We start from the raw sequence: 23,914 nt of genomic DNA, 5'->3' as shown, positions 1-23,914 counted from the left end.
ATTGCAGACGGATTTGCCATTGATTGGGAAAAAGAAGATCTCGAACGCGTCACCGATACGATCATCAAACGCTTCAATGCCGAAATTCATTCACAATCATCCATTGAAGGGCTGCTTGAACTGCGTGACCGTGAAAATATTAAACCGGATGATATTAAAGAAATCCGTCTCACCACGTTTGATGTTGCCTACAACATCATTGGCGGCGGTGAAGAAGGCGGCAAAAAAAGGATCCGCTATAAAGAAGAAGCCGACCACTCCTTGCCGTATATGCTCGCGGCCGCTTATCTGGACGGTCAGGTCATGCCTGAACAATATGAACCTGAACGTATCAAACGTGACGACATCCAGAATCTGCTGCAAAAAGTCGATGTCAAACCTGATGAAGACTACAGCAGCCGGTTCCCGGACGAAATGGCCTGCCGGATTGAATTGGAAACAAATGACGGACAGACTTTTGAGATTGAAAAACGCGATTATCAAGGCTTTAAAACACAGCCGGCCAGCTGGGATGTCCTGATGGAAAAATATAATGGACTGACCCGGGGGATCGACAGCGAACTGGCCCGCAAAATCGCAGACACCATTCAAAACCTGGAAAATGTGCAAGTCAGCGAACTAACGGAATTGCTTGGTGAGATTAAACTTAAGGAGGATGAATCATATGCGTAACCAAAGAGCTTTCCAAAAAATACGGATGAACAGCCGTCAGGAAAAACCGCGCAACAAAGGCCTTACTGAAATCCGCGGCCCATACTATGCGGTCATGGGCACTAATTACCTTCGCGATATCCTGGAGACGATGGGTGATTATGTAGATATCCTGAAATTTTCGGGTGGATCGTTCACTTTGTATCCGGAAGACAAACTGCGTGAACTGCTTGATCTCGCTCACGAATATGACGTGAAAGTCTCAACAGGCGGGTTTATGGAAACCGTTCTGACGCAAGGGTCTGAAGCAGTTGACCATTATCTTGATGAGTGTAAGCGACTCGGCTTCGACATCATCGAAATTTCAACCGGGTTTATCACCATGCCAACCGATGACATTGTGCGTCTGGTTGAAAAAGTTCAGAAAAAAGGGCTACTCGCCAAGCCGGAAATCGGCGTCCAATTCGGGGCAGGCGGCACCAACACAGCCGAACAAAATGAAGCAGAAGGCATCACTGACCCATCACAGGCGATTGAAGTCGGCAAGCGTTGCCTCGATGCCGGCGCCTATATGCTGATGATTGAATCAGAAGGCATAACCGAAAGTGTAAACGAATGGCGCACGGAGATCGCTACCCAGTTCGCCCGTGAACTTGGCACTGAAAATGTCATGTTCGAAGCAGCCGACCCGGATGTATTCGAATGGTATATTAAAAACTATGGTCCGGAAGTAAACGTATTCGTCGACCATAGCCAGATCGTCCAGCTGGAAGTTCTCCGCCGCGGTATCTGGGGAACGAAAGACTTATGGGGCCGTGTCATTACGTTTAATGAAGATGAATCATCAACTGCAGGCTAAAGACAACCGGGCAATTTGAATGCCCGGTTGTTTTTTGCTGCGGCAAAACTGCTGTTGCGCGGAAATGAGGGTTTGTCGCGCGAATTGCGGTGGGGGTCGCACGATTTTGGCCGGTGGTTGCGCGAATTGCGACGGGTGTCACGTGATTCAGGCCGGACATTGCGCGATCTTGGGAGACTAGCAGATGCATTAACGACATTAAAAATCCTTCCACCCAGCCTGGGAGTGAAAGGACTTTTGCATTATCCGCCATATTCGATTGGTGAACCTGGTCCAAGTGGAATGCCGAGCAGCATCCATACAACCAGCATGAGCGTCCATCCAACCAGGAAGTATAGTGAGTATGGAAGCATGGTGGAAACCATCGTCCCAATACCAACTTTCTTATCATACTTTTGTGCAAACGCAATAATAACAGCAAAGTATGTCATCAATGGTGTAATGATATTGGTGCTGGAGTCAGCTACACGGTAAGCCATTTGGGTCAATTCAGGTGAATAACCCAGCTGCATCATGATCGGCACAAATATTGGTGCCATCATGGCCCACTTTGCTGATGCACTTCCTATGAACAAATTAATAAATCCTGTAATCAGGACAAACATTAAAATCAGCGGAACACCTGTCAGATTGATACTGTCCAAAAATTCTGCTCCGTAGACACCAAGAACTGTGCCCATGTTTGACTCGTTAAAATAAGCAACAAATTGACCGGCCGTAAAAGCAAGGACAATAAACATCCCCATAGACGCCATCGTATCAGACATTTGTGCTGCAACATCCTTATCGTTGCGGATGACTTTTGTAACCTTTCCATAAACCAGCCCCGGCAGCAAGAACAAAATGGCAATGATCGGCACCAGCGAACTCATGAATGGTGACTGGATGATCCGATCCATATAATTGCCTTCTGTTCCTTGCAAAGGAGCGTTTGGAGGAAGAACCAGCAATGCCGTCAATACCAGACCAATAGCCAGTGAGACACCAGCCCAAATCAGACCTTTCTTTTCAACTGGCTTGAGTCCTTCAAGCTGGTCTTCATTTGCTTCGGCATCTCCATTTTCCCCTTTATATTCACCTAAGCGAGGCACGACAATACGTTCTGTCACCCACGTGCCAATCAATGTCAACAAGAAGACAGAGGCAGCAATAAAAAACCAGTTCATGGCGATATTCATTGTTTCAGCGTATGCCGGATCAATAACCGACGCTGCCTGAATCGTCAACTCACCAAGCATGACATCTGTACCTGATAATACCAGGTTAGCACTGAAGCCGGCGGAAACACCTGCAAAGGCTGCAGCCAGACCTGCCAATGGATGTCTGCCCATTGCTGCAAAGATTAATGCACCAAGCGGCGGCAGCACAACATACCCTGCATCTGATGCCACACTGGACATAACACCCGCAAAAACAAGCCCAAGCGTAATAAAACGTCTCGGTACTGATAAGACAAAACCTCTGAGCAATGCACTAATTAAACCTGTGCGTTCTGCTACACCAATACCAAGCATGGTTACAAGGACAACACCAAGCGGCGCAAACCCGATAAAGTTATCAGTCATACTGCCAAAAATGTATTGAAGTCCTTCAGCATTCAATAAGTTCTTAATTTCAACCATTTCACCTTCTTCACCAGGATGCTCAACACTGATACCTAAAGGCTGTAAAGCAGCTGAAAGCACAAGAACAATTAATGCTAAAATTGCGAATAATGTAACCGGATGAGGTAATTTATTTCCGATAAATTCTATCCCATCCAAAAAACGCTGAAAAATCCCTTTCTTCTGCTTGTCCATCAAATACTCCTTTCTTGCTGTACTGTAGATAATATTCTGAAGAGTATCGTAAAAAATTACAATGATAGATATCATTATAAAGTGTACAGTCAAAAATTTAAACACATAAATGATAAGTAGGAAAAGTAAAATTTCTTTTGTAATTCACTTAATAAAAAGTATCTGAATTATCCATTAATGACTAACATAAAAAAAAGGAGATACAACTCTCCTTTTTTTAATCAAAACTATCCGGATTCGTCCCTGTACGGTCATCTTTGTTCAGATTGCTGATCTGTTTCATTTCCTCATCAGTCAGTTCAAAATCAAAGATAGCCGCATTTTCTTTTATTCGGTGTTCATGCGTTGATTTTGGAATCGTAATGACATTATTTTGCACATCCCAGCGCAATATAATTTGTGCACTGGTTTTACCGTATTTGTCAGCAAGTCCGGCAATGACCGGCTCGTCCAGCAGCCTGCCTTTTTTCAGCGGGGACCAGGCTTCAAGCTGGATATTTTCCTGCTCGCAAAATGCTTTCAACTTTTCCTGTGTCAGGTGCGGATGATATTCCACCTGATCAACGACAGGTTTTACCTTGCTGTCTGCCATCAGATCTTTTAGGTGGTGAATATGGAAATTGCTGACACCTATCGCACGGACTTTCCCTTCTTCATATAGCGTTTCCATTGCCTTCCATGTATCTTTATACTTTCCTTTGACAGGCCAGTGAATCAGGTATAAGTCAAGGTAATCCAATCCAAGTTTTTCAAGACTTTCCTCAAACGCCTGCAATGTATTTTCATAGCCTTGCTCATCATTCCAGACTTTTGAAGTAACAAAAATGTCATCTCTTGGAACACCGGATTCTTTTATGCCCTGCCCGACACCTCTTTCGTTGTCATAAAAAGAGGCTGTATCAATGCTCCGGTAGCCATTTTTCAAGGCCGCTTTTACGGATTCAACGGTAACGTCACCATCGTCAACTTTGTAAACACCTAAACCGAATCCAGGCATTTTAACACCGTTGTTTAATGTGACCGTGTCCTGGAGATTTCGAATCATGACTATTCCCTCCATTTAATGTTTTTCCCATTATACAACAATCTATCGTTTCCATACAAAAAGGGAACAGCACTTATAAACGATCTATTTTTTAATAAAATTAGAGTCAGTGGGACGCTATTGAATGTTGTTGATGATGAATAAAGCCTGCATCCCTTCACGAAGATGCAGGCTTTTCAAAACAAAGAATGTTCATTATTGAATTACTAAAATTTCAAACCCGTACATCTGCAGCATAAGAAGGAGCCAAATGAAAACGTTAAAAATGACAATAATAACCTTACAACTTTTTGTTTTTGTATCTTTTTTATCTTTCTACAAATAAGTCATTGATGTCAGCACTACTTCTTGATGCGTTACTGACATTGGCTCCCTGCACCAGGGATTAATATGTTTCGTTATTGTATCTTAATCCTTCACTAAATTAAGCAATCCTGTCTTCTGCCGTCGCATATTTTCTCGCATGCCGGTTTCCCAAATAGCGCAGCAGGAAAAATTGAACAACTACACCGGCTATCAATAGTACAATGCTACTTCCAATCAAAGAATAGATTAAATACAAACCGCCCGCAATACCGGCCGGCACGAGTGCATATGGTGCTTGTGTATTAACATGAGCGATGTGGTCTGATTCGGCAAAAATGGAAGCCATAACCGTTGTATCCGAAATCGGCGAAACGTGATCACCGAATATGGCTCCGGCAAAAATAGCCCCGATGGCAATCGGAATCAGTTCTTCACCGCCAAATGTAAACGCAAGCGGGATTGCAATCGGTGTCAAAATTGACATCGTGCCCCATGACGTACCGGTGGCAAATGAAATAAACATAGCAATGATGAAAATCAGGAATGGCAAGAGTGCTGCTGTCATCCAGCTTTCTGTTGCACTAACGACAAATTCAGCCGTGCCAAGCTCAGAAGTCACAGTTCCGATTGACCAGGCCAGTATGATAATAATCAATGCCGGCAGCATCGTTCGTACACCGCCAAGCAATGTATCTTCACATTCCTTAAAGCCCATACCTTGAACAAGAGCCTGGATGAGTCCTACCAGTGTCATGGCAAAGGCACCCCATGTCAAAGCTACGGACACATCTGTATCAGCAAGCGCGTCCATGATTGAATTTCCTTCTGGTCCGCCGCCTGAATACCAGAGGCCCCACATACTCACTGAAATCAGTGCCACCAGTGGCAGAATAAAGTTCCAGACACTTCCCTCTTTTTTATGCGGTTCTCCCAAATCCTGATCAACTGACGACAGGGGCGTTGAACCATCCGGTATCAGCTTGCCCGTTTTTTGTGTCCGTTCTTCAGCTTTTGCCATCGGGCCGAAATCTTTCCCGGCAATAATCATCGGGACAGCCAGCAGGCATAGGATGGCATAAAAATTCCACGGGATTGATTGTAAAAAGGCGAAGTATGGCTCCAAACCGACAATACTGAGACTTGCAAACGCACCAGCGATCAGTGATACCTGGAATCCAATCCAGTCTGACACAGGTCCGATCGTCGCAATGGGTGCAGAGGTTGAGTCAAGTACATATGATAATTTTTCCCTCGAGATTTTATGTTTAGCAGAGATGTCTTTTGAGGCGTTTCCAACAATGACCGAGTTCACGTAGTCATTGAAGAAGATGATAAGTCCTAAGAAGTACGATAAAAACTGAACTCTTTTGGCTGTGGTCAATCTCTTTTCCAATACATTGATAAGGCCTTGTGACCCGCCATTCTTAAACATGAATGCGGCACCACAGCCGAGCAATGCGGTCATCACGAGGAACCGGGCATTCCAGGGATCGATCATAACGTCTTTCATCCATGTGAACGTAATACTGACGGCTGCAAACGGATCACCGCCTGCCGCAATTAAACCGCCAACCCAAATACTGATGAACAGCGACAGTAACACCCGTTTGGTAACGATGGCCAGTGCGACGGCAACAATTGGTGGTATAACGGATAAGAAGTCCATTGTATTCTCCCCTTTATTATTTTATTTAATTTTCAGATATTTATCATAATTATATACGTCCTTGTATTTTCTTTCAACCCTTTCTTTTAGTCCTGCCAATACTTCGTCAACAATGCTGCCCATCCAGCCGGCCACTTCACGTGCAGAAATAGAATCACCAGCTTGCGTGCCCATTAAGATAACCTCGTCTCCTTCGTTCACATCCGGTATACCGGTTACATCAATCAATGTTTGATCCAATGAGACCTCACCGATAATTCCGGCACGTTTGCCATGGACAAGCATTTCACCATTGTTGGACAGGGCACGATGATAGCCGTCCCCATGGCCAATCGGTACAACAGCGATTTTTTCATAGCCTCTTGTGACATAGGTGCCGCCATATCCAACAGGTGTATCCGGGGGAAGTTCACGCACATGTATAATGCGGGATTTCAGCTCCATGACCGGCTTTAGTGAGATCATGCTTATTTGGCGGCGCTCGGGGGGATAGCCAAATAATGCGATCCCGGTTCTGACCATATCCAAATGCATATCTTTTCGTTCAATTGCAATGGTCGAAGCCCCGGCATGGCGAATCGGAAAATAATAGCCATGCTCAGCTAATGTTGCTATCGTCTTCATAAATAAAGCAAATTGTTCTTCAGTCGTCTCCCATTCACCTTCATCAGCACTGGAAAAATGGGTGTAAATGCCTTCCCATTCCAGTCCTGGCAAATCATACGCTGATCGGCAAAATTCGATTGTTTTTTCGGGCTGAATGCCAAACCGGTGAAGGCCGGTATCTATTTTCAAATGGACCGGATGCGTTTTTTCCTGCCTTACCGCTTCCCTGCTCAGGGCATTTGCCAGCCCAAGTGAGGATACGGATGCAGTCAAATCATATGTGACGGCATCTCTGGCCCGTTCGCTCATAATCGAACTCAAAATGTGAATGGGAACATCGATACCGTCCTCCCGAAGCAGCGCACCTTCCTCTACCGTTGTCACACCAAGGCAATCGGCTCCGCCCTGGACAGCTGCATGCCCGACTGGTACAATCCCGTGTCCATAGGCGTTTGTTTTGATGACTGCCATAAGCCTGCTTTTGTCTGTAAAGCCTTTGATCGCCCTGACATTCTCCTGTAATGCACCAAGATCCACTTCCGCGACCGTCGGACTATACGACGTTAATGTTGACGGATGTGACAAAAGACAGCCCCTCCCTTTTTAAAGCATCATACGATTGGAACTGACGGGCAGTATTGGTTAATCCCCATCACACCTTGTTTCTGACACTTTTTTGATAGAGTGACCGGAACGACTGTAAAACTTGTTTTGTAATCTTGCCGGGCTTTCCATCGCCGATTGTCTGATCATCCACTCTTAAAATCGGAATAATGTCCAGTTTCGTGGCTGAAATGAAAACTTCATCTGCATTCAGCAAGTCATTGACTGTATACGTTTGTTCATTCACTTTTAAATCCAATTCGTCACATAATTGAATGATTTTTCGTCTCGTGATGCCGTTTAAAATATAATTGTCGGCCGGATGTGTATAAAGCTCTCCGTTTTTGACCATAAATACATTCGATGCACTCGCTTCCGTCACAATATCTCCACGATGTAAAATCGCTTCAACAGCGTTATTCTCAACCGCCTTTTGTTTAGCCATCACGTTAGGGAGCAGGTTGAGCGTTTTAATATCACAGCGCAGCCAACGGATATCTTCTACAAGCACTGCAGGTCTTCCCTCGTCCTCGACATCTGACTGCCGCACCTCTTCACGTGTATAGGCAACTGTCACGGCTGGTGTTTCGGGATTTGGAAACTCATGCTCACGCGAAGCAATACCACGTGATACTTGCATATAAATGATGCCTTCTTGCAGTCCATTCGCTTCCACCAGCTTCTCCAGATTATTTTTTAATTCAGTGGTTGAAACCGGTAATGTCAGCCGAAGTTCCCGGGCACTTCTTTCCAGGCGCTCCATATGTTCATCCATCATCAGCGGCTCACCGTCATATACACCAATCACTTCATAGACACCATCACCGAACTGATAAGCGCGGTCTTCTATATCAACCACATTATCCCGCTCCATAATCGCATCATTATATAACATCTTACTCATGTAAAAACCTCCTCTAAGTAAAGTGAAACTTCATTCAGTGGGCATGTTTTCCCCTCTCAATGAAAACAAGAACAAAGGCTAAGCACTCGGGCGTCCCTGTTGCAACGCCTTTGTGACGTGCTTCACGCAGACCCGAGCAGAATCGGGCATTCAGGTGTGATTAGCTGCTATTTTTTGGCGGGTTACTGATCATTAAGGCGGGTGAACTATTGCGGAATCGCATCAGCATACTGAGCCATAATGTCCATAATGGTTGCTGTATCAACACTGCAGCCGCTGATCACAACAACCGCATGTGATCCCAGCTTAATGCGGTTATTCAAAATAGCCCCGATACCAGAAGCTGCTGCGCCTTCCACCATCATTCGGTGTTGATCCAGCATGAAAGCCATCCCCTGTGCGATCTGATCATCTTCAAGCAGCAGGATGTCATCAACATATTGCTGAACCATATTGAACGTATAGCGATTATCCAAACCGATTCCGCCCAGCAGACTATCTGCCAGTGTATCCTGTTCTTCCACCACAACCGGTTTTCCTTTTTGGATGCTTTCATACATCGCGGGACCCCTTGCTGTTGATACGCCGACAACCTGGATGTCCGAATTAGCCGATTTCAATGCAACACCCAATCCGGAATGCAGGCCGCCACCTGATAAACCGCCGATAACCGTATCAACTGAAGGGACATCCGCCAACAATTCAAGTCCAATGGTGCCTTGACCGGCGATGATATGAGGATCGTCAAATGGATGGACAACAGTCAGGCCATGCTCTTTTTCCAATTGATAACTGCGCTGCTCAGCATCATCCTGCGACGCGCCGTATATTTCGATTTGTGCACCAGAACGCTTCAGTACGTCTACTTTTGCTTTTGGTACCCGGTTTGATATACAAATGATCGCCTTAATACCGAGTTGTTTCGCAACATAGGCAACACTCAACCCGAAATTGCCTGTCGAAAATGTTGTCACACCAAGTGCCCTTTCTTCCGGTGATAAGCTCAGAATCTTATTGGTCGCGCCCCTGATTTTAAACGAGTTGGTGACATTAAGATTTTCAAGCTTTAAGTGAATCGGTATCCCTGCATATTCTGATAGTTTATCAGAATAAATCAACGGTGACTTTGAAACAATCGACGAGATACGCTGCTTGGCCTCCCAGACATTACGCTGGGTGACTGATTTTACTGTCATGCTATCCCCCCTTGGCTTTAACTAGGGTGATTTAAATGGATTTGCGTGTTAAATCGAGTTGTTTTCGCACATGTTATGCTGGCTGTTGCACGAGTTGGTACTGTTATCGCACATCTCTGCGCCGCTCTCGCACGACTTTAGGCAGTTGTCGCACGACTTTGCACTGCTCCCGCACGAGTTAGAGCGGTTGTCGCACGACTTAGAACCGTTCCCGCACGTGTTGACGCTACTCTCGCACGTGTTCAAGCCCATCCCGCATAACTCGGTACCACTGGTTACCATACGGATTAGTTGTTGCTGCACGATCTGAACCGCTTATCGCGCGAAATCATGATACCGCCGCGTGATTTTGCCACATCATTGCACGAATTTTTGATGTTGTCGTGCGAATTATCCGGCCTACCGCGCGATTTTTGGCCGTTATTGCGCGAATTAGTGATGCTGCCGCGCGATTTAAGCCCGTTATCGCGCGATTGGAAGCCATTGCTGCGCGAATCTATCATATTATCGCGCGAAAGACACACGAATGATGCAACAGCTTATCGTTCAAGCCTTTTTCCGGTCAAAATCCGCCTTGCAGTTTCGGCCAAAATCGATACGCCAATCGGCAATACGTTTTCATCAATATCAAAGTGTGGTGTATGAAGATCACGTGTTTTATCGTCCCCCACTGCACAGCCGAGGAAAAACATCGCCCCGGGTACAGTGCGCGTCATGTGGGCAAAGTCTTCGCCCCCTAACCCAAATGGTTTATCAAGTATAGAAAAATCAGGGTAAAGAGCTTTGATAGTTTGCCTGATTTCACGATTCACATTTGGGTCATTATACAGGGCGGGATCTTCAGGCTTTATCGTTAATTGATAATCACCATCCAAAGCCCTGGCGACAGAAAAAGCTTTATCCAATTCATTGTGCAGTAATTCCCGGACATCAGGGTGATAACTTCTAATTGTTCCCTTCACATGAACTTCAGATGGTATCACGTTGCTGGCGGCCCCGCTTTGAATGCTGCCAACGCTTATGACTGCGGAATCAAGCGGTGATACCCGACGTGCGACAATCCCATGCAGTGTCTGTAATACCGGACCAAGCATCCAAACCGGGTCTTTTCCCAGGTGTGGATAGGCACCATGGCCGCCACTTCCATAAACGTCCGCTTCAAATACATCGACATTTGCCATGCTGTAGCCATCATGTACCTTAACCTCGCCGACTTGATCTTCAGGGCTCATGTGGAGCGCAAGCACACAATCAGCATCTTCCAAAGCACCTGCTTTGATCATATAGGGTGCCCCTGTCGATCCATGTGCATCTGCCATTTCCTCAGCAGGCTGAAACAGAAATTTAACCGTACCTTCCAGTTCGCCGCTTTGGAACAATTCACCTATTAAATTTGCAACACCCAGACCGACTGCCGAATGAGCATCATGGCCGCATGCATGCATGATCCCTTCATGTCCTGATTTGTAATCACATTCGTTCGCTTCCTGAATCGGCAAGGCATCCATATCCGCCCGAATCGCAACGGTCGGGCCGTTTCCGGAAGAAAGCTTTCCCGTTATGGCTGTCGGATAGCCCACTTCGGTATCCACTTGCATCCCTGGGATTTTTTTCAGCGTTTCAGCGATAAATCGTGACGTTTCCACTTCCTGAAAGCTTAACTCCGGATAGCGATGGAAATGCCGGCGCCAATTTCGCAACTGATCAAACAGTGCCTGAGCACCTGTTTGTATAGCGTTATAAGTCACCGCCAAATTGATCCCCCCTGACACAGCGCCCATCAAACTATCAAATGAGACGAGAAGGGAATCGACAAAATAGCCGATTCCTTTCCCAATCAATCAACAGAAGCGATACCCGTTATTTCTACGTCTGTTTCCAGCAGCTGGCTGCCGATTGTGATGCGTGCTGGTTTTACCGCAACATCTTTGAAATAAGATGCATATGCTTCGTTGAATTCCCGGACCGTTTCTTCATTTAAATTGGATAAATGACACATCACGTATACCAAATCTGATAATCCCGCCTTCTTTTCGGCCAGTATATGTTTGATGCTATCCAGACTAGCAGCCGTCTGTGCAGCAATTGAAGCACCAGGCGATACGCCGTTTGCCTTGACACCATCCTGACCGGATACAAAAATAAACGATTCGGTTTTGACCCCCTGTGAATATGGTCCGCTTGGTTGTGGCGCATTTAACGTATGGATGACTTCTTTCACTTGGGAACCTCCCTTCCTTTTCTCTCTCAGGCGTTACGTCATGCCAATCGATACGTATTGCGATTCAACAAATTCCTCAATGCCTTCATGACCACCTTCTCGGCCGATACCGCTTTCCTTCATACCTCCGAACGGTACTTGGGCCGCAGATGGACCGCCATCATTCCAGCCGACAATGCCAAAGTCCAGTTTTTCAATCAGCTGTGTGCCTCGGGAGACATTTTCCGTAAAGACATAAGCTGCCAGGCCATATGGCGTGTCATTAGCCATTTTTGCCGCTTCATCGTCGGATGTGATTTTTTCAACCGGTGTCACCGGCCCGAATGTTTCTTCCTGCATGACGTCCATTGATTGATCCACGTCTTTGACAACAGTCGGCTCGTAAAACACACCGCCATATTCCGTGATCGCTTCTCCGCCGGTTACCACTTCTGCCCCTTTGGAGGCAGCATCCTCTACGTGGCGTTTCACTTTATCCAGACCGTCCTGGTTAATCAGCGGGCCGATATCGACCGATTCATCCATACCATCGCCAACTTTCAATTCCTGTACTTTTTTGGACAGCTTATCGACAAATTCATCATAAACACCTTCCTGGACATACACCCGATTGGCACAGATACATGTCTGGCCGGCGTTACGGAACTTGGAGGCGATGGTTCCTTTGACAGCCAAATCAACATCCGCATCATCAAGTACAATCAGCGGTGCATGGCCGCCAAGCTCCAGTGACAGTTTTTTTACCTGGTCAGCACTCTGGCGGATCAGCGTTTTGCCGACCTCCGTTGATCCGGTAAAAGTCACTTTACGGACTTTACTGTTTTCCATGACCACTTTGGCAATTTTGGAGGAAGAACCGGTTACAAGGTTGATAACACCTTTTGGAAAACCGGCCTGCTCACACAGTTCCATCAGCTTGACAGCAGTCAGCGGGCTTTCGCTGGACGGCTTCATAATGATCGTGCAACCTGATGCGAGCGCCGGTCCCATTTTACGTGTCAGCATGGCCGCCGGAAAATTCCATGGTGTAATCGCCGCGACGACACCGACCGGCTTTTTCCACACTTGGAGTCGCTTGCCGGCTGCGTGTGTCGGAATCGTTTCCCCGTAAATCCGTTTACCTTCTTCAGCAAACCATTCAATGAAGGAAGCAGCGTATTTAACCTCGCCCCTTGATTCATGAATCGGTTTGCCCATTTCAATCGTCATCAATTGTGCAAGTTCTTCCACATTTTCAAGCATCAGCTGGTTCAGTTTTTTCAGGTAGCCCGCCCGGTCATGGGCTGTCAGGCAAGACCATGACTGAAAAGCTTCATATGCAGCATCAACTGCCTGCTCAGCCTCTTTTTCACCGCCATACGGCACCGTACCGACGACTTCACCGTTAGCTGGATTCACGACATCTAACACGTCAAGTTCATTGCCTACCCATTCACCGTTGATATTCATTAAATAGTTATCAGTTTTAACTGTCATTTCACGTCACTCCCCTCATTAATTAGCAGACTAAGATTAATAGATTTCCTTTCCGGTTTACAGGCCTTTCTTAAACGTTTACACTGGCTGTCGCTGCTTCAATAGCCTCTTCCAGAATGTCAAGTCCTTCCTCAAGCTGCTCATCAGTAATCACGAGCGGCATCAGCAGGCGGACGACATTGTCAAAGACCCCGGCATTCAACGCAATCACACCCCGCTCACGGGCTTCTTTAAGCACCCGGCCAACCATTTCTTTGTCCGGTTCTTTTGTATCGCGGTCCTTGACAAATTCAAGTGCGCACATGGCACCAAGCCCGCGGTAATCACCGATCGCATCAAACCGGTCATACATCTTACTGAACTTATCCATGACTTTTTCACCGATCTTAATCGCACGATCATTCAGGTTTTCTTTTTCCATAACTTCCAGCACTGCTAATCCGGCACGGCAGCCAAGCGGCGTACCGCAATAAGTACCGCCTAATTCACCCGGATTGGCGAAATCCATCACTTCCTGCCGGCCAATGATGCCACTGATCGGCAACCCGGCAGCCATCGATTTGGAAACGGTCACCATATCCGGTGCCACGCCGAAATGGTCCATCGCAAAATATTTGCCGGTCCGCCCAAACCCTGTCTGGATTTCATCGGCGATAAACAGAATGCCATGCTGCTTGCACAGTTCATATACCCCTTGAACGAATTTTTTATTCGGAATGATAAAGCCGCTTTCACCTTGTACCGGCTCCATAATGAATGCCGCTACCTGGGTTGGATCGACTTCCGTAACGAAAAAGTCCTTCACACGTCTGAGCAGCTCATCCGTATAAGCTTCTTCACTCATTTCTTCCGGACGGCGGTAATTGTACGGAAATGGTGCATGATACACTTCCGGCGCAAATGGGCCATATTCATATTTGTACGGTTTGATTTTCCCGGTCATCGACATCGCCAGCAACGTCCGTCCGTGAAACCCACCGGTGACTGAAACAACGGCCTGCCGTCCCGTATATTTGCGGGCAATTTTAACGGCATTTTCATTCGCCTCTGCACCGCTGTTCAGAAACATCACTTTTTTGTCAAAACTGCCCGGCGACAGTTCGGCCAGTTTTTCGGCCAGCTCAATATACGGGTCATACATCATGACATTGAACCCGGTATGAATGTATTTTGGCGCCTGGTCTTGTAAAGCACTTACAACGGTATCATGGCTGTGCCCCACATTATTGACGCCGATTGCACCAGCGAAGTCGATAAACTGATTCCCATCAATGTCCTTAAGAAGCGCTCCTTTTGCAGACGCAACAAATGTTGGTGTACCGTAACTGACACCATGCGGTACGGCACTATGCCTGCGATCAAGGAGCTCCTTTGCCTTTGGACCCGGCAATTCGGTTTTAACATTGGCAAATTGTTTGTTCATGTATTATACCTCCTCAAATTGCTTATAATTATTTTGCCCAAGAAGCTTCGTCTCGACATATTCAATATGCTCCTTTACTCTTCTATTCACTGTATGTTTATCATTCGAGACTAATGCTTCAAGCAATTGCTTGTGCTCATCATAAAATGCCCGTGGACTTGAATAGTACTTGTCAAGATGCATGAGAAATGTTCTGATCTGCACTTGCAGAGAATCATAAATTTTGATAATTCTTGAATTGCCGCATAACCCCACAACATAACTGTGAAATTGCATATCAAGATCAAACAAGCCATTCCAGTCTTTTTCATTTGCCTTCTCTTTCATCTGCCCCACAATTCCTTCTAATTTCTTGATATGTTCAGACTCGAGCCGCGACATCGCCTGCATAAAAGCATGTGATTCAATCAATGTTCGCAGTTCGATCATTTCGCCCGCATCCTGATCAGTGAAATCAGCCACATAGGTTCCTTTTCTTGCCTGACTGACAACGAGCTCTTCACTCTCCAAAATCTTCAATGCTTCCCTGATAGTACTGCGGCTGACATCATAACTGTCTGCAAGCTCTGTTTCCAAGAGGCGCTCGCCGAACTGAATGTCCTCATTCCAGATTTTCCGCTTAAGCTGATCTGCAATCAGTTCACTTAATGGTTTTTGCATAATGGCGTTATGATCAGACGACTGCAAAACCAATTGCTCCTTTCTGTAGTGTTCTTAATTGTTTTATGTCGATTGTCGACAAAGAACATCTTAACGCTATCTTAATTTAGTTATGTGTCATTGTCAACCGGAATTTTGATAATTTGAAATTAATTGACTTAACGTTAATTTACGTCTATTTTTAAAGAAACAGTCTATTTGACTTTCAATGAGAAATGGAGGTTTTGACGTGAAGAAAAAAATCATTGCGTACAACCGTGTAGAGAAACCCGTTCTGGACGATTTGAAGAAAAAGTACGATGTCCGTTTCTTTAAAAACATCGATACAAAAAACGACCCGGAATTCCTGGAGCATTTAAGTGAATCAGAAGGAATCATCGGACTTGAATTGCCCGTCGACGCTGAATTGCTCGACAATGGACCAAACCTGAAAGTGATCAGCAACGTTTCGGTCGGCTACAATAACCTGGACTTGGATGAAATGACAAAGCGTCAGATTATGGGAACCAACACACCCGGAGTCCTGACCGATACCGTCGCCGATACGGTGTTTGGAATTCTTGCCGCCACTGCCCGGCGCATACCGGAATTGGACCAATTTGTCAAAAACGGTGAGTGGCAGACAGAAGCCGTTGGAAGCGAACACTATGGGATCAATATTCACCACAAAACGCTTGGCATCATTGGGATGGGACGGATCGGTAAAGCCATCGCACAAAGGGGCCATTTCGGTTTTGACATGGATATTTTATACCACAGCCGCACCCGGAAGCCTGATGCCGAGCAAACATTCAATGCCGCGTACCGTACACTTGATCAATTGCTTGAAGAATCCGATTTTGTTTGTATGATCACCCCGCTGACACCTGAAACCGAGGGAATGATTGGGAAACGTGAATTTCAGAAGATGAAAAAATCAGCTATCTTCATCAATGGCTCCCGCGGCAAAACGATTGTCGAACAGGATCTGATTGAAGCACTCAAGAATGGCGACATTACCGCTGCCGGACTTGACGTATTTGAAAATGAACCAATTGAACCCGATAATCCGCTATTAAACATGAAAAATGTCGTGACCACACCACATATCGGCTCGTCCACTCACGAAACGGAGCTGGCCATGTCAGAACTAGCAGCAGAAAACCTTGAAGCCGGATTGAACGGAAAAAGGCCGCCAAATCTAGTCAATCCAGCCGCTTTCGAGAAAATAGAATAACACATTAAAACAGCCGTACCACACCTAACTGGTACGGCTGTCTACACAAAAGTGTTTACAGATTCAGGCAAGCCGGATATTCGGTTTTATCATCAGCTCACGCGGAAATTCGGCGAGAACTTCAACACCTGTTTCGGTCACCCGGAATGATTCGCTGATTTCAACCCCCATATTATCCATCCAAATACCTGGTATCAGATGAAATGTCATATTTGGTTCAAGAACGGTGCGGTCTTGCGGTCTAAGGCTTGCTGTATGCTCTCCCCAGTCCGGTGGATAGTTAAGCCCCACCGAATATCCCATCCGCGATTCTTTTTTGATACCGCTTTTCTCAATAACACGGCGCCAGACACTTTCCAGCTCTTCACAGGTGACACCCGGTTTTACCGCGTCCAATGTTGTATTAATACCTTCAAGGACGACATCTGAAACATACTGCATCTCCTCTGAAGGTCTGCCGATAACGGCGGTCCGTGCAAGCGGTGAATGATAACGCCGATAACAGCCGGCCAATTCGATGATGACCGGATCGCCATGCTGAAACCTGTCATCGGTCCATGTCAAATGCGATGCAGAGGTCTTTTCCCCTGTCGGAAGCAATGGAACAATAGATGGGTAGTCACCGCCAAAATCCTCTGTTCCGCTTATTTGTGCGTGTGATATTTCGGCGACAACATCGCATTCCCTGACCCCTTCATCAAGCATATCAAAAGCAACTTGCATGGCATTTTCGGAAATCCTGGCAGCCTGTTTAAGGTAGGAAATCTCTCTATCGGACTTGATTATCCGCACCCAATTGACCATATTCGTACCGTCTTTAAAGGTAGCGTTCGGTAATCCTTGTGTCAGTTGCATATAGCTCTTCGCCGTAAAATAGTAAGCATCCATTTCGACGGCAATTGTTTTATGGTCACAGTTCTTTTCTTTCAGGACATCACATATAAAGTCCATCGGATGTCTTTCTGAAGACTGAACATAATGATCACCATATGGAATGATATAATTTTCTTCCAGCCAGGTTGTGTGCAACGCCGCATTTGCATCCTGTTCGCGGCCAATCCAAACCGGCTGATCCTGATCAATGATAACAATAAGCATCTGATGAACATAAAATGACCATGCATCATATCCGGTCAAATAGTTCATGTTAGCCGGATCGGTTACCATCAGCAGATCAACCCCGGCATCAGCCATCCGCTGCTTTGTTTTGTTAAGCCGCTCCTGAAATTCTGAAATCGGAAATGTTAACAAAGTATATCCCTCCCCCATCGTGCTTGCTCATATCTTTTTTGGAAGCGCTTACTAATAGTTGCCAGATTGTCGTCGTGAAGCATTGCTTTAGTGATGATAGTTGGAGAATTAGCAGAAAAAAGCTGTGTTTTGAAGTATGACAGTTCGTACTAATGGACTGGTCTGTCGATTGTCGACAATTGCTTAATTATATTATATTCACGGACTTTTCCGGTGTCAATTATTTATTGCAACAATTTAAAATATTTATCAAAAAACAGAAATGAAGGCTGCTTAAAGCCAAACCGCATATTCAGCAGTGGTCAATTGGTTTACAATTCCCAATGACCTAGTCTTTTAAAACCTGTCATGATGTGTTTACTGCGAAGATTTATAAATGGTGCTGGTAAACATCATATTTTGAATCTATGACATATTGTTAAATGAAAAATTGATCTGTATCAAGGACAAATTAGTTGCAACATTTATACTACAAGTGAGACCAATTTTATCCGGGATGTGAGCACTTTGAAGAAAATCGCGTTTATCACCATTATTGTAGCAACCGGATTGCTATCCTTTCTCATGCAGGCTGACTGGGGTGTGCAAAAGTTTACTGATATACTGGAGGTGAACCCGGACAACGTAACGAAACTGGAACTATCCATGCCCAACGACAGCAGCTATCGAACAACCACCGACCGCCAAAAATACAGGTATTCCTTCAATACTTTGACACGAAAGATTATAAAAAAATCAGGGGCGACGAGCCATCGGAATTGCCAATGAACGGAAGCATGGTTTATTTATATGATAATGATCAGACAAACTATATGGTTATCTTCGGGGAAAAAGTTTTAATCAGTTATCGTTATTATGAAGTAACACATGATTGGATTGATATGGCGTTTCTCAAGGAATTTTATCAATCAATCGACTAGCACCGTTAGCCTGAAATGTTCAAAAAGGTGTCATGTTTTAATTGAAAACATTTCTCACTAAAAGGTATAATAAAGACAGGCAGTTATGTTGAAGGAGATGATTTCATATGGCTAATGTTCTGGTACTGTATGCGAGTCTGACAGGCAGCACCGAAATAATGGCTGAAGAAATGACCGAACACTTGAAAGAACAAGGACATGAGGTGTCACATAAATCGTTTGATCTCGATCCGATTGATGCAAGCCGCATGGAAGAGTTTGACAGTATCCTGTTTGGCTCTTATTCATGGGATGACGATATTCCGTTTGAAGTGGAAGATTTCTATTTCGACATGGATGATGTTGACCTTACCGGCAAAACGGTCGGTGTTTTCGGATCATGTGACTCCTATTATGATATATATGGACCGGCAATTGATACCCTTGCCTCCAAAGCAAAAGAACGCGGTGCAACCGTTTATGAAGAGAAGTTTAAATTTGAACTTGAGCCGGACGATAAAGACATCGAGCATGGCATACAATTTGCAGATGCCGTACTGAATCAAAAAGTGGATTGACAAGCCATAAACAAGCGCGAATTCCGTTTGAAATCAATCGTGGAATTCGCGTTTTATTCATTAAAAAGGCCGACGTGCACCTGCTAGCTGGATACACGTCGCTTCCGTTCGAATATATTGACGAGGATAACACTTGATATCGCAATCACTCCGCCGGCAACAGACAGTAAACTGGGCAATTCCTGGAGCCAAATCCAGGCGACCAGAATGGCAAAAACCGGCTCAATATACATCATACTCGTCACCGCACCCGCCTTGCCTGAAGAAAGTGCGATCGCCCACGTTACATAAGCAATCGCTGCCGGAAAAATACCAACATAAATGGCTGATAAATGGGCTTCCAGTGTCGCGCTTTGAAGATCATGTATCAGACCGGGTAAAAAAATGAAAAACGGAAGTGTCCCGGCCCACGTGAAATACGCTGTCAATTCGATCGGCCGGTACTTGATCAGAAATGGTTTCTGAAATACAAAAAAGATTGATGTGGCAATCGTTGCCATAACGATTAATAATGCTCCTGAAGAAATATTAAAACCCGCCCCTGCCGTACCAAGTGTGATCAGAAAAATACCGATAAAACCAACGCCAAGTCCTATCCATCCAAAGAAACTCGGGTACTCATTCAACGCAAAAATGGCGATGATCGCCGTGAATATTGGTGCCGAGGCAACAATCATTGCTGTTGCGCCAGCTCCAACCGTCTGCTCGCCAAACGTAATCCCGGTATGATAGATACTGATACCGATCCAACCGAGAACAAGAATTTTGAAGAGATCCTGTTTCTCCGGCAGCCTGAATTTTGTACCGGGCCACAAAGCATAAAGGATGAAGGCACCCGATGCGATCAGAAACCTCGTCAGCACCAGATGCCCGGAACTATAGCCCCCATGCAGACTCGCACGAATGGCAGCAAAAGTCGAACCCCAGATAATGATTGTTATAAATGCCATGACAAAGGCTTTTTTGTTCATATCCAGCCCTCCTGTCGTCCATCTATGTAAATATGAAATCGAAAAAAAGTAGATTCATTTATATGGCGTATTACAAATGTCGTTTGATTTGTGAACTTCGGCGCATCGAGCGTGAACTTCGGGATTTTCCTATGAATTTCGGGATCAGCATAAACACCTGCCAAACAAGATAGCAAAAACTATCATGGTTCACGCCACCATGATAGTTTCATCACCATATTTATGAAATACTCGCATTAATACCCGTAAAACGCCTCAGCACGAATATTGTCCTCATTCGCACCGGCCTCAACAAGCATATCATACATCGCATTGACCATATCACCAGGCCCGGAAAGGTAATAAATTGGTTCACTCACATCAGACACATACCGTTTTAACATATCCGCATCAATATAGCCGCTTTCCCCGTTCCATTCATCCGAATCAGCCTGTGTCATGACCGGAACAAATTTGAAATTCGGGTTCTCTTTCTCAAACGCCCGGAAGTCTTCAAGGAATGGTGCATCTTTCGGTTTGCTGTTGGCGTAAAGCAGCGTCATATTATGTGATGTCTGCTGCTTTGTTGCTTCGGCAATCATGCTTCGGATCGGTGTAATGCCAATGCCGCCAATAATGAAAACAGCCGGAGTCGATTCTGTTTTGTGCAGTTTGAAGTTGCCAATCGGACCGTCAAATTCCACTTCTGCACCTTCCGGCAATTTTTCCAGTTCCCGTTTATACGCCGAATCACGCATGCGTGTCGCTGTAACCAGTTCATTCTCTGATGGCGCATGTACAAAGGAAAACTCTCTACTGTTTCCTTTATCATCTGTTTCATCCGGGTTAATCAGCGTGAAATCGCCGAACTGTCCGGCCTTGAATTCAAACCCTTCTGGCATTTCCCAGTAAAACGCCATCGTATCATCCGCTATTTTATCCTTACGCAACAGTTTGATGGTTTGCTTAGACATATTTTTCCACTCCCTTTCGCATAGTGAAATGTCATTCAGCGGGGTGCATTTCCCCACTGAAGAAGGGGAACAAAGGCTAAGAACGCCATGTCCTGTGGCAACGCCTTGTGACTTGCATCATGCAGGCAACAGAATGGAGTATTTACGGGCAGTTTCTCCGTCCCACAATCTATGATACCATAAATTTTTTTACATCCGGAACTTACTGCTTGTTAAGTTGAAGTGAACGGGCAGCTGATACTAGTTCCTGCAGACGGGATCTTACTCAGCTGTTAAAAATCAGATACTGTACGATAAAATAACCGATGACCGTAATAATCGAAGGGATGCTGTAAGCCGATAAGGATGCCGAACGTTTGCGCATAAACGACCAAATGATCACAGCAACAAGTAATGATCCGCCAATAGCAGATATGAGGTGTGATACAGATGCATCAGCCAAAATTGAACCTTTTTGATAAACAACATCTGAAGCCGCAAGTATGAACATATTTAACATATTGCTGCCAAGAATCGCCCCGATTGCCAAATTAGCATTTTTTAACCGTAATGCCGAGAAAACAGAAACACCTTCCGGAAGTGAGGTTGTCGCTGCAATGAGGAAACTGCCGATAAAACTGGATCCCAGACCGGTAACAACAGCTATCTGATCACCGGTGACCGAGAGCAGTGTACCAGCCCCGAGGATAAATATGGCCGCAATGATAAACCCGATAACAGCATGTTTGACAGAAACAGATTCTTTACTCGCAGCTGCTTGTTGTGTTTCCTCTTCACTGACGGAAGGTGCCGGCATTTTGCTGATAACTGCCATTCCGGCAATATAAACAAACATGATCAGCCATGCATCCACACCAATTCCGAAAACGGTATAATCAACACGGATTACTAGCGCCATGGATACAAGAATCATCAAAAGTAAGCCCAAAAATGCGGTATATTTATGATTATTGCTTGCAAGATGAAATAGCCTGTGCCTTCTATAGTACAAATCAAACGCTGCAAGAATAAACACATTAAAAACATTGGAACCAAGCATGTTCCCGACTGCTATATCAACATTATCAATAATAACAGCTGAAAAACTCGTTGTCACTTCCGGCAATGATGTCGCACCTGCCAGCAAAATCGTCCCGACAAGCATGCCACCCATTGCCGTTTTTTCACTTATCACATCAGCATACTCGGATAATTTCATTGCAGTATAAACAGTCACCGCAGCGGCTAATATAAACCATACAAAAACCAACGTAACAACTCCTTACCGAGGAAACTTGTCCATGCCTATACTCTACCCTAAAACGAACATTTTAAAGATAATTGATGATGTTATGTCAGGGAATTGTCACATAGGAACAGGCACCTTGTCCCGTCTCTATCCCGAATATCGATATGACAGGATATCAATCTGAACAGGAATCGTTCCTCTCACTATTATAATCGAAAGTTTCACTGAAAAAGGGACATGTCAGCCAAAAAAATTTTTGATAGAACATGCCCCTTTTTAGGGTTTGAATTCGATTGTCGTAAAAAGAGACGCTTTATTAAAAACAATAATGCAGTATGATATGATAAAACAAAAAGGTCAGAAAACAAAGGAGAGACCACACATGATCAAATTTCCAATTTTCGACGGACATAATGATACACTGCTCAGATTGCACATGTCCGATAATCCGCCTTCTTTTTTCGAGGAAAGTTCTGCAGGACACATTGATTTTCCCCGCGCTAAAAAAGGTGGATTGGGCGGTGGTTTTTTTGCGGTATTTACACCGAATAAAGATGTTACGGCTGGGCCGGAAGATTATTTAACAGAGGATGGCTATGATGTGCCGCTGCCGCCGCAAGTCAGCCAGGAACGTGCTTTAACATTCACAAACGCCCTGGCCTCAAAGTTATTCCATCTTGAAGCGGCATCACAGGGCCAAATGAAAATCGTCCGATCGGCTCAAGATTTGAGGTATTGTCTGGATCATGACATCATGGCTGCCATTTTTCATATCGAAGGGGCTGAAGCGATCGATACTGATTTTGATGCGCTTCATGTACTGTATCAAGCCGGACTGAGGTCTCTAGGCATTGTCTGGAGCCGGCCGAATATTTATGGAGAAGGTGTGCCGTTCCGCTACCCATCATCGCCCGATACTGGAGCGGGACTGACTGATGCAGGAAAAGCACTCGTCCGGGAATGCAACAAGCTGGGGATTATGATTGATAACACCCATCTTAATGAAAAAGGGTTTTGGGATGTTGCCGACCTCACCGACGCACCACTTGTGGCAACCCATTCCAATGCACATGCTCTCAGCCCAATCGCCCGCAACCTGACAGACAAGCAACTATCAGCCATCGCCGAGTCAAACGGTGTGGCAGGTATCAACTATGCAGTCAACATGCTGCGTGAAGATGGCGGTCTCGGAACAGACATTTCACTCAATGAAATTGTCCGGCATGTGGCATACATCGCTGAAAAATTCGGTGTTGAGCATGTGGCACTCGGATCGGATTTTGACGGCACAACCGTCCCTGACCCATTAAAGGATGTAACAGGGCTGCCGAAACTGATCGATCGTTTGAAAGCGCATGGGTTCCATGATGATGAACTGCAAAAGATCGCGTATGGAAATTGGT

Annotated in this window: 22 protein-coding genes; 7 read left to right on the top strand and 15 right to left on the bottom strand. The window is 45.3% G+C overall.

Features of this window, described 5'->3' with window-relative positions; all coding sequences use genetic code 11:
* Positions 1-672: MmgE/PrpD family protein (locus tag VK080_RS02305; RefSeq protein ID WP_414672202.1), on the top strand; the 672-nt coding region annotated here is incomplete at its 5' end.
* The gene (locus VK080_RS02300; protein WP_324223184.1) at positions 665-1,510 is read left to right on the top strand and encodes a phosphosulfolactate synthase; all 846 of its coding nucleotides are present in this window, start codon (positions 665-667) and stop codon (positions 1,508-1,510) included. The genes VK080_RS02305 and VK080_RS02300, both read left to right, overlap by 8 nt.
* Before the next feature lie 242 nt (positions 1,511-1,752).
* Here VK080_RS02300 and VK080_RS02295 read toward each other — a convergent pair whose 3' ends face one another.
* The 11 genes from VK080_RS02295 to VK080_RS02245 form a co-directional block, all read right to left on the bottom strand.
* Entirely contained in the window at positions 1,753-3,309 is a 1,557-nt protein-coding gene (locus tag VK080_RS02295; RefSeq protein WP_324223183.1) for an AbgT family transporter, read from the bottom strand.
* A gap of 217 nt (positions 3,310-3,526) precedes the next feature.
* On the bottom strand, positions 3,527-4,354 hold the full coding sequence (locus tag VK080_RS02290) for an aldo/keto reductase (protein ID WP_324223182.1): 828 nt from the start codon (positions 4,352-4,354) through the stop codon (positions 3,527-3,529).
* A gap of 424 nt (positions 4,355-4,778) precedes the next feature.
* Positions 4,779-6,326 (bottom strand): Na+/H+ antiporter NhaC family protein, encoded by a 1,548-nt coding sequence (locus tag VK080_RS02285; RefSeq protein ID WP_324223181.1) that lies wholly within the window; start codon positions 6,324-6,326, stop codon positions 4,779-4,781.
* A 21-nt stretch (positions 6,327-6,347) separates the two neighbouring features.
* Positions 6,348-7,517, bottom strand: coding sequence for an alanine racemase (gene alr / locus VK080_RS02280; RefSeq protein WP_324223180.1), 1,170 nt, complete (start codon positions 7,515-7,517; stop codon positions 6,348-6,350).
* Positions 7,518-7,584: 67 nt separating this feature from the next.
* Positions 7,585-8,439, bottom strand: a complete 855-nt coding sequence (dat, locus tag VK080_RS02275) for a D-amino-acid transaminase (RefSeq protein WP_324223179.1) — start codon at positions 8,437-8,439, stop codon at positions 7,585-7,587.
* A 206-nt stretch (positions 8,440-8,645) separates the two neighbouring features.
* Positions 8,646-9,635, bottom strand: a complete 990-nt coding sequence (locus tag VK080_RS02270; protein ID WP_324223178.1) for a pyridoxal-phosphate dependent enzyme — start codon at positions 9,633-9,635, stop codon at positions 8,646-8,648.
* Between the two features lie 539 nt (positions 9,636-10,174).
* The gene (locus VK080_RS02265; RefSeq protein ID WP_414672201.1) at positions 10,175-11,389 is read right to left on the bottom strand and encodes a M20 metallopeptidase family protein; all 1,215 of its coding nucleotides are present in this window, start codon (positions 11,387-11,389) and stop codon (positions 10,175-10,177) included.
* Between the two features lie 83 nt (positions 11,390-11,472).
* On the bottom strand, positions 11,473-11,856 hold the full coding sequence (locus VK080_RS02260; RefSeq protein WP_324223177.1) for a RidA family protein: 384 nt from the start codon (positions 11,854-11,856) through the stop codon (positions 11,473-11,475).
* 33 nt (positions 11,857-11,889) lie between these two features.
* The gene (locus VK080_RS02255) at positions 11,890-13,332 is read right to left on the bottom strand and encodes an NAD-dependent succinate-semialdehyde dehydrogenase (protein ID WP_324223176.1); all 1,443 of its coding nucleotides are present in this window, start codon (positions 13,330-13,332) and stop codon (positions 11,890-11,892) included.
* A 70-nt stretch (positions 13,333-13,402) separates the two neighbouring features.
* Positions 13,403-14,755, bottom strand: coding sequence for a 4-aminobutyrate--2-oxoglutarate transaminase (gene gabT / locus VK080_RS02250; RefSeq protein ID WP_324223175.1), 1,353 nt, complete (start codon positions 14,753-14,755; stop codon positions 13,403-13,405).
* Between the two features lie 3 nt (positions 14,756-14,758).
* Positions 14,759-15,442, bottom strand: a complete 684-nt coding sequence (locus tag VK080_RS02245) for a GntR family transcriptional regulator (protein WP_324223174.1) — start codon at positions 15,440-15,442, stop codon at positions 14,759-14,761.
* Between the two features lie 202 nt (positions 15,443-15,644).
* Between VK080_RS02245 and VK080_RS02240 the strand changes: the two genes are divergently transcribed.
* Positions 15,645-16,631: a D-glycerate dehydrogenase gene (locus VK080_RS02240; protein WP_324223173.1), complete on the top strand. Its 987-nt coding sequence runs from the start codon at positions 15,645-15,647 to the stop codon at positions 16,629-16,631.
* Between the two features lie 63 nt (positions 16,632-16,694).
* Here VK080_RS02240 and VK080_RS02235 read toward each other — a convergent pair whose 3' ends face one another.
* Complete coding sequence (locus VK080_RS02235) at positions 16,695-17,882, bottom strand: M24 family metallopeptidase (protein WP_324223172.1); 1,188 nt, start codon at positions 17,880-17,882, stop codon at positions 16,695-16,697.
* Positions 17,883-18,389: 507 nt separating this feature from the next.
* Here VK080_RS02235 and VK080_RS02230 point away from each other — a divergent pair.
* The 3 genes from VK080_RS02230 to VK080_RS02220 all read left to right on the top strand — a co-directional run bounded on the left by VK080_RS02230 (position 18,390) and on the right by VK080_RS02220 (position 19,359).
* The gene (locus VK080_RS02230; protein ID WP_324223171.1) at positions 18,390-18,650 is read left to right on the top strand and encodes a hypothetical protein; all 261 of its coding nucleotides are present in this window, start codon (positions 18,390-18,392) and stop codon (positions 18,648-18,650) included.
* Entirely contained in the window at positions 18,641-18,802 is a 162-nt protein-coding gene (locus VK080_RS02225; RefSeq protein ID WP_324223170.1) for a hypothetical protein, read from the top strand. Before VK080_RS02230 ends, VK080_RS02225 begins: the two co-directional genes overlap by 10 nt.
* A gap of 107 nt (positions 18,803-18,909) precedes the next feature.
* The gene (locus VK080_RS02220) at positions 18,910-19,359 is read left to right on the top strand and encodes a flavodoxin domain-containing protein (RefSeq protein ID WP_324223169.1); all 450 of its coding nucleotides are present in this window, start codon (positions 18,910-18,912) and stop codon (positions 19,357-19,359) included.
* Between the two features lie 83 nt (positions 19,360-19,442).
* On the opposite strand, the gene VK080_RS02215 is transcribed toward VK080_RS02220, so the two are convergent.
* The 3 genes from VK080_RS02215 to VK080_RS02205 all read right to left on the bottom strand — a co-directional run bounded on the left by VK080_RS02215 (position 19,443) and on the right by VK080_RS02205 (position 22,532).
* A complete protein-coding gene (locus VK080_RS02215; RefSeq protein ID WP_324223168.1) occupies positions 19,443-20,330 on the bottom strand; it encodes a DMT family transporter in 888 nt (295 codons plus the stop codon).
* Between the two features lie 236 nt (positions 20,331-20,566).
* Entirely contained in the window at positions 20,567-21,283 is a 717-nt protein-coding gene (locus VK080_RS02210) for an FAD-dependent oxidoreductase (RefSeq protein WP_324223167.1), read from the bottom strand.
* Between the two features lie 265 nt (positions 21,284-21,548).
* Positions 21,549-22,532, bottom strand: a complete 984-nt coding sequence (locus VK080_RS02205) for a sodium:calcium antiporter (RefSeq protein ID WP_324223166.1) — start codon at positions 22,530-22,532, stop codon at positions 21,549-21,551.
* A gap of 361 nt (positions 22,533-22,893) precedes the next feature.
* Here VK080_RS02205 and VK080_RS02200 point away from each other — a divergent pair.
* The coding region (locus tag VK080_RS02200; RefSeq protein ID WP_324223165.1) for a dipeptidase at positions 22,894-23,914 on the top strand (1,021 nt) is incomplete at its 3' end.

This window comes from Lentibacillus sp., from assembly GCF_035301925.1.
Classification (GTDB): Bacteria; Bacillota; Bacilli; order Bacillales; family Amphibacillaceae; genus Lentibacillus.
This window is presented reverse-complemented; position numbering and strand designations above follow the sequence as displayed.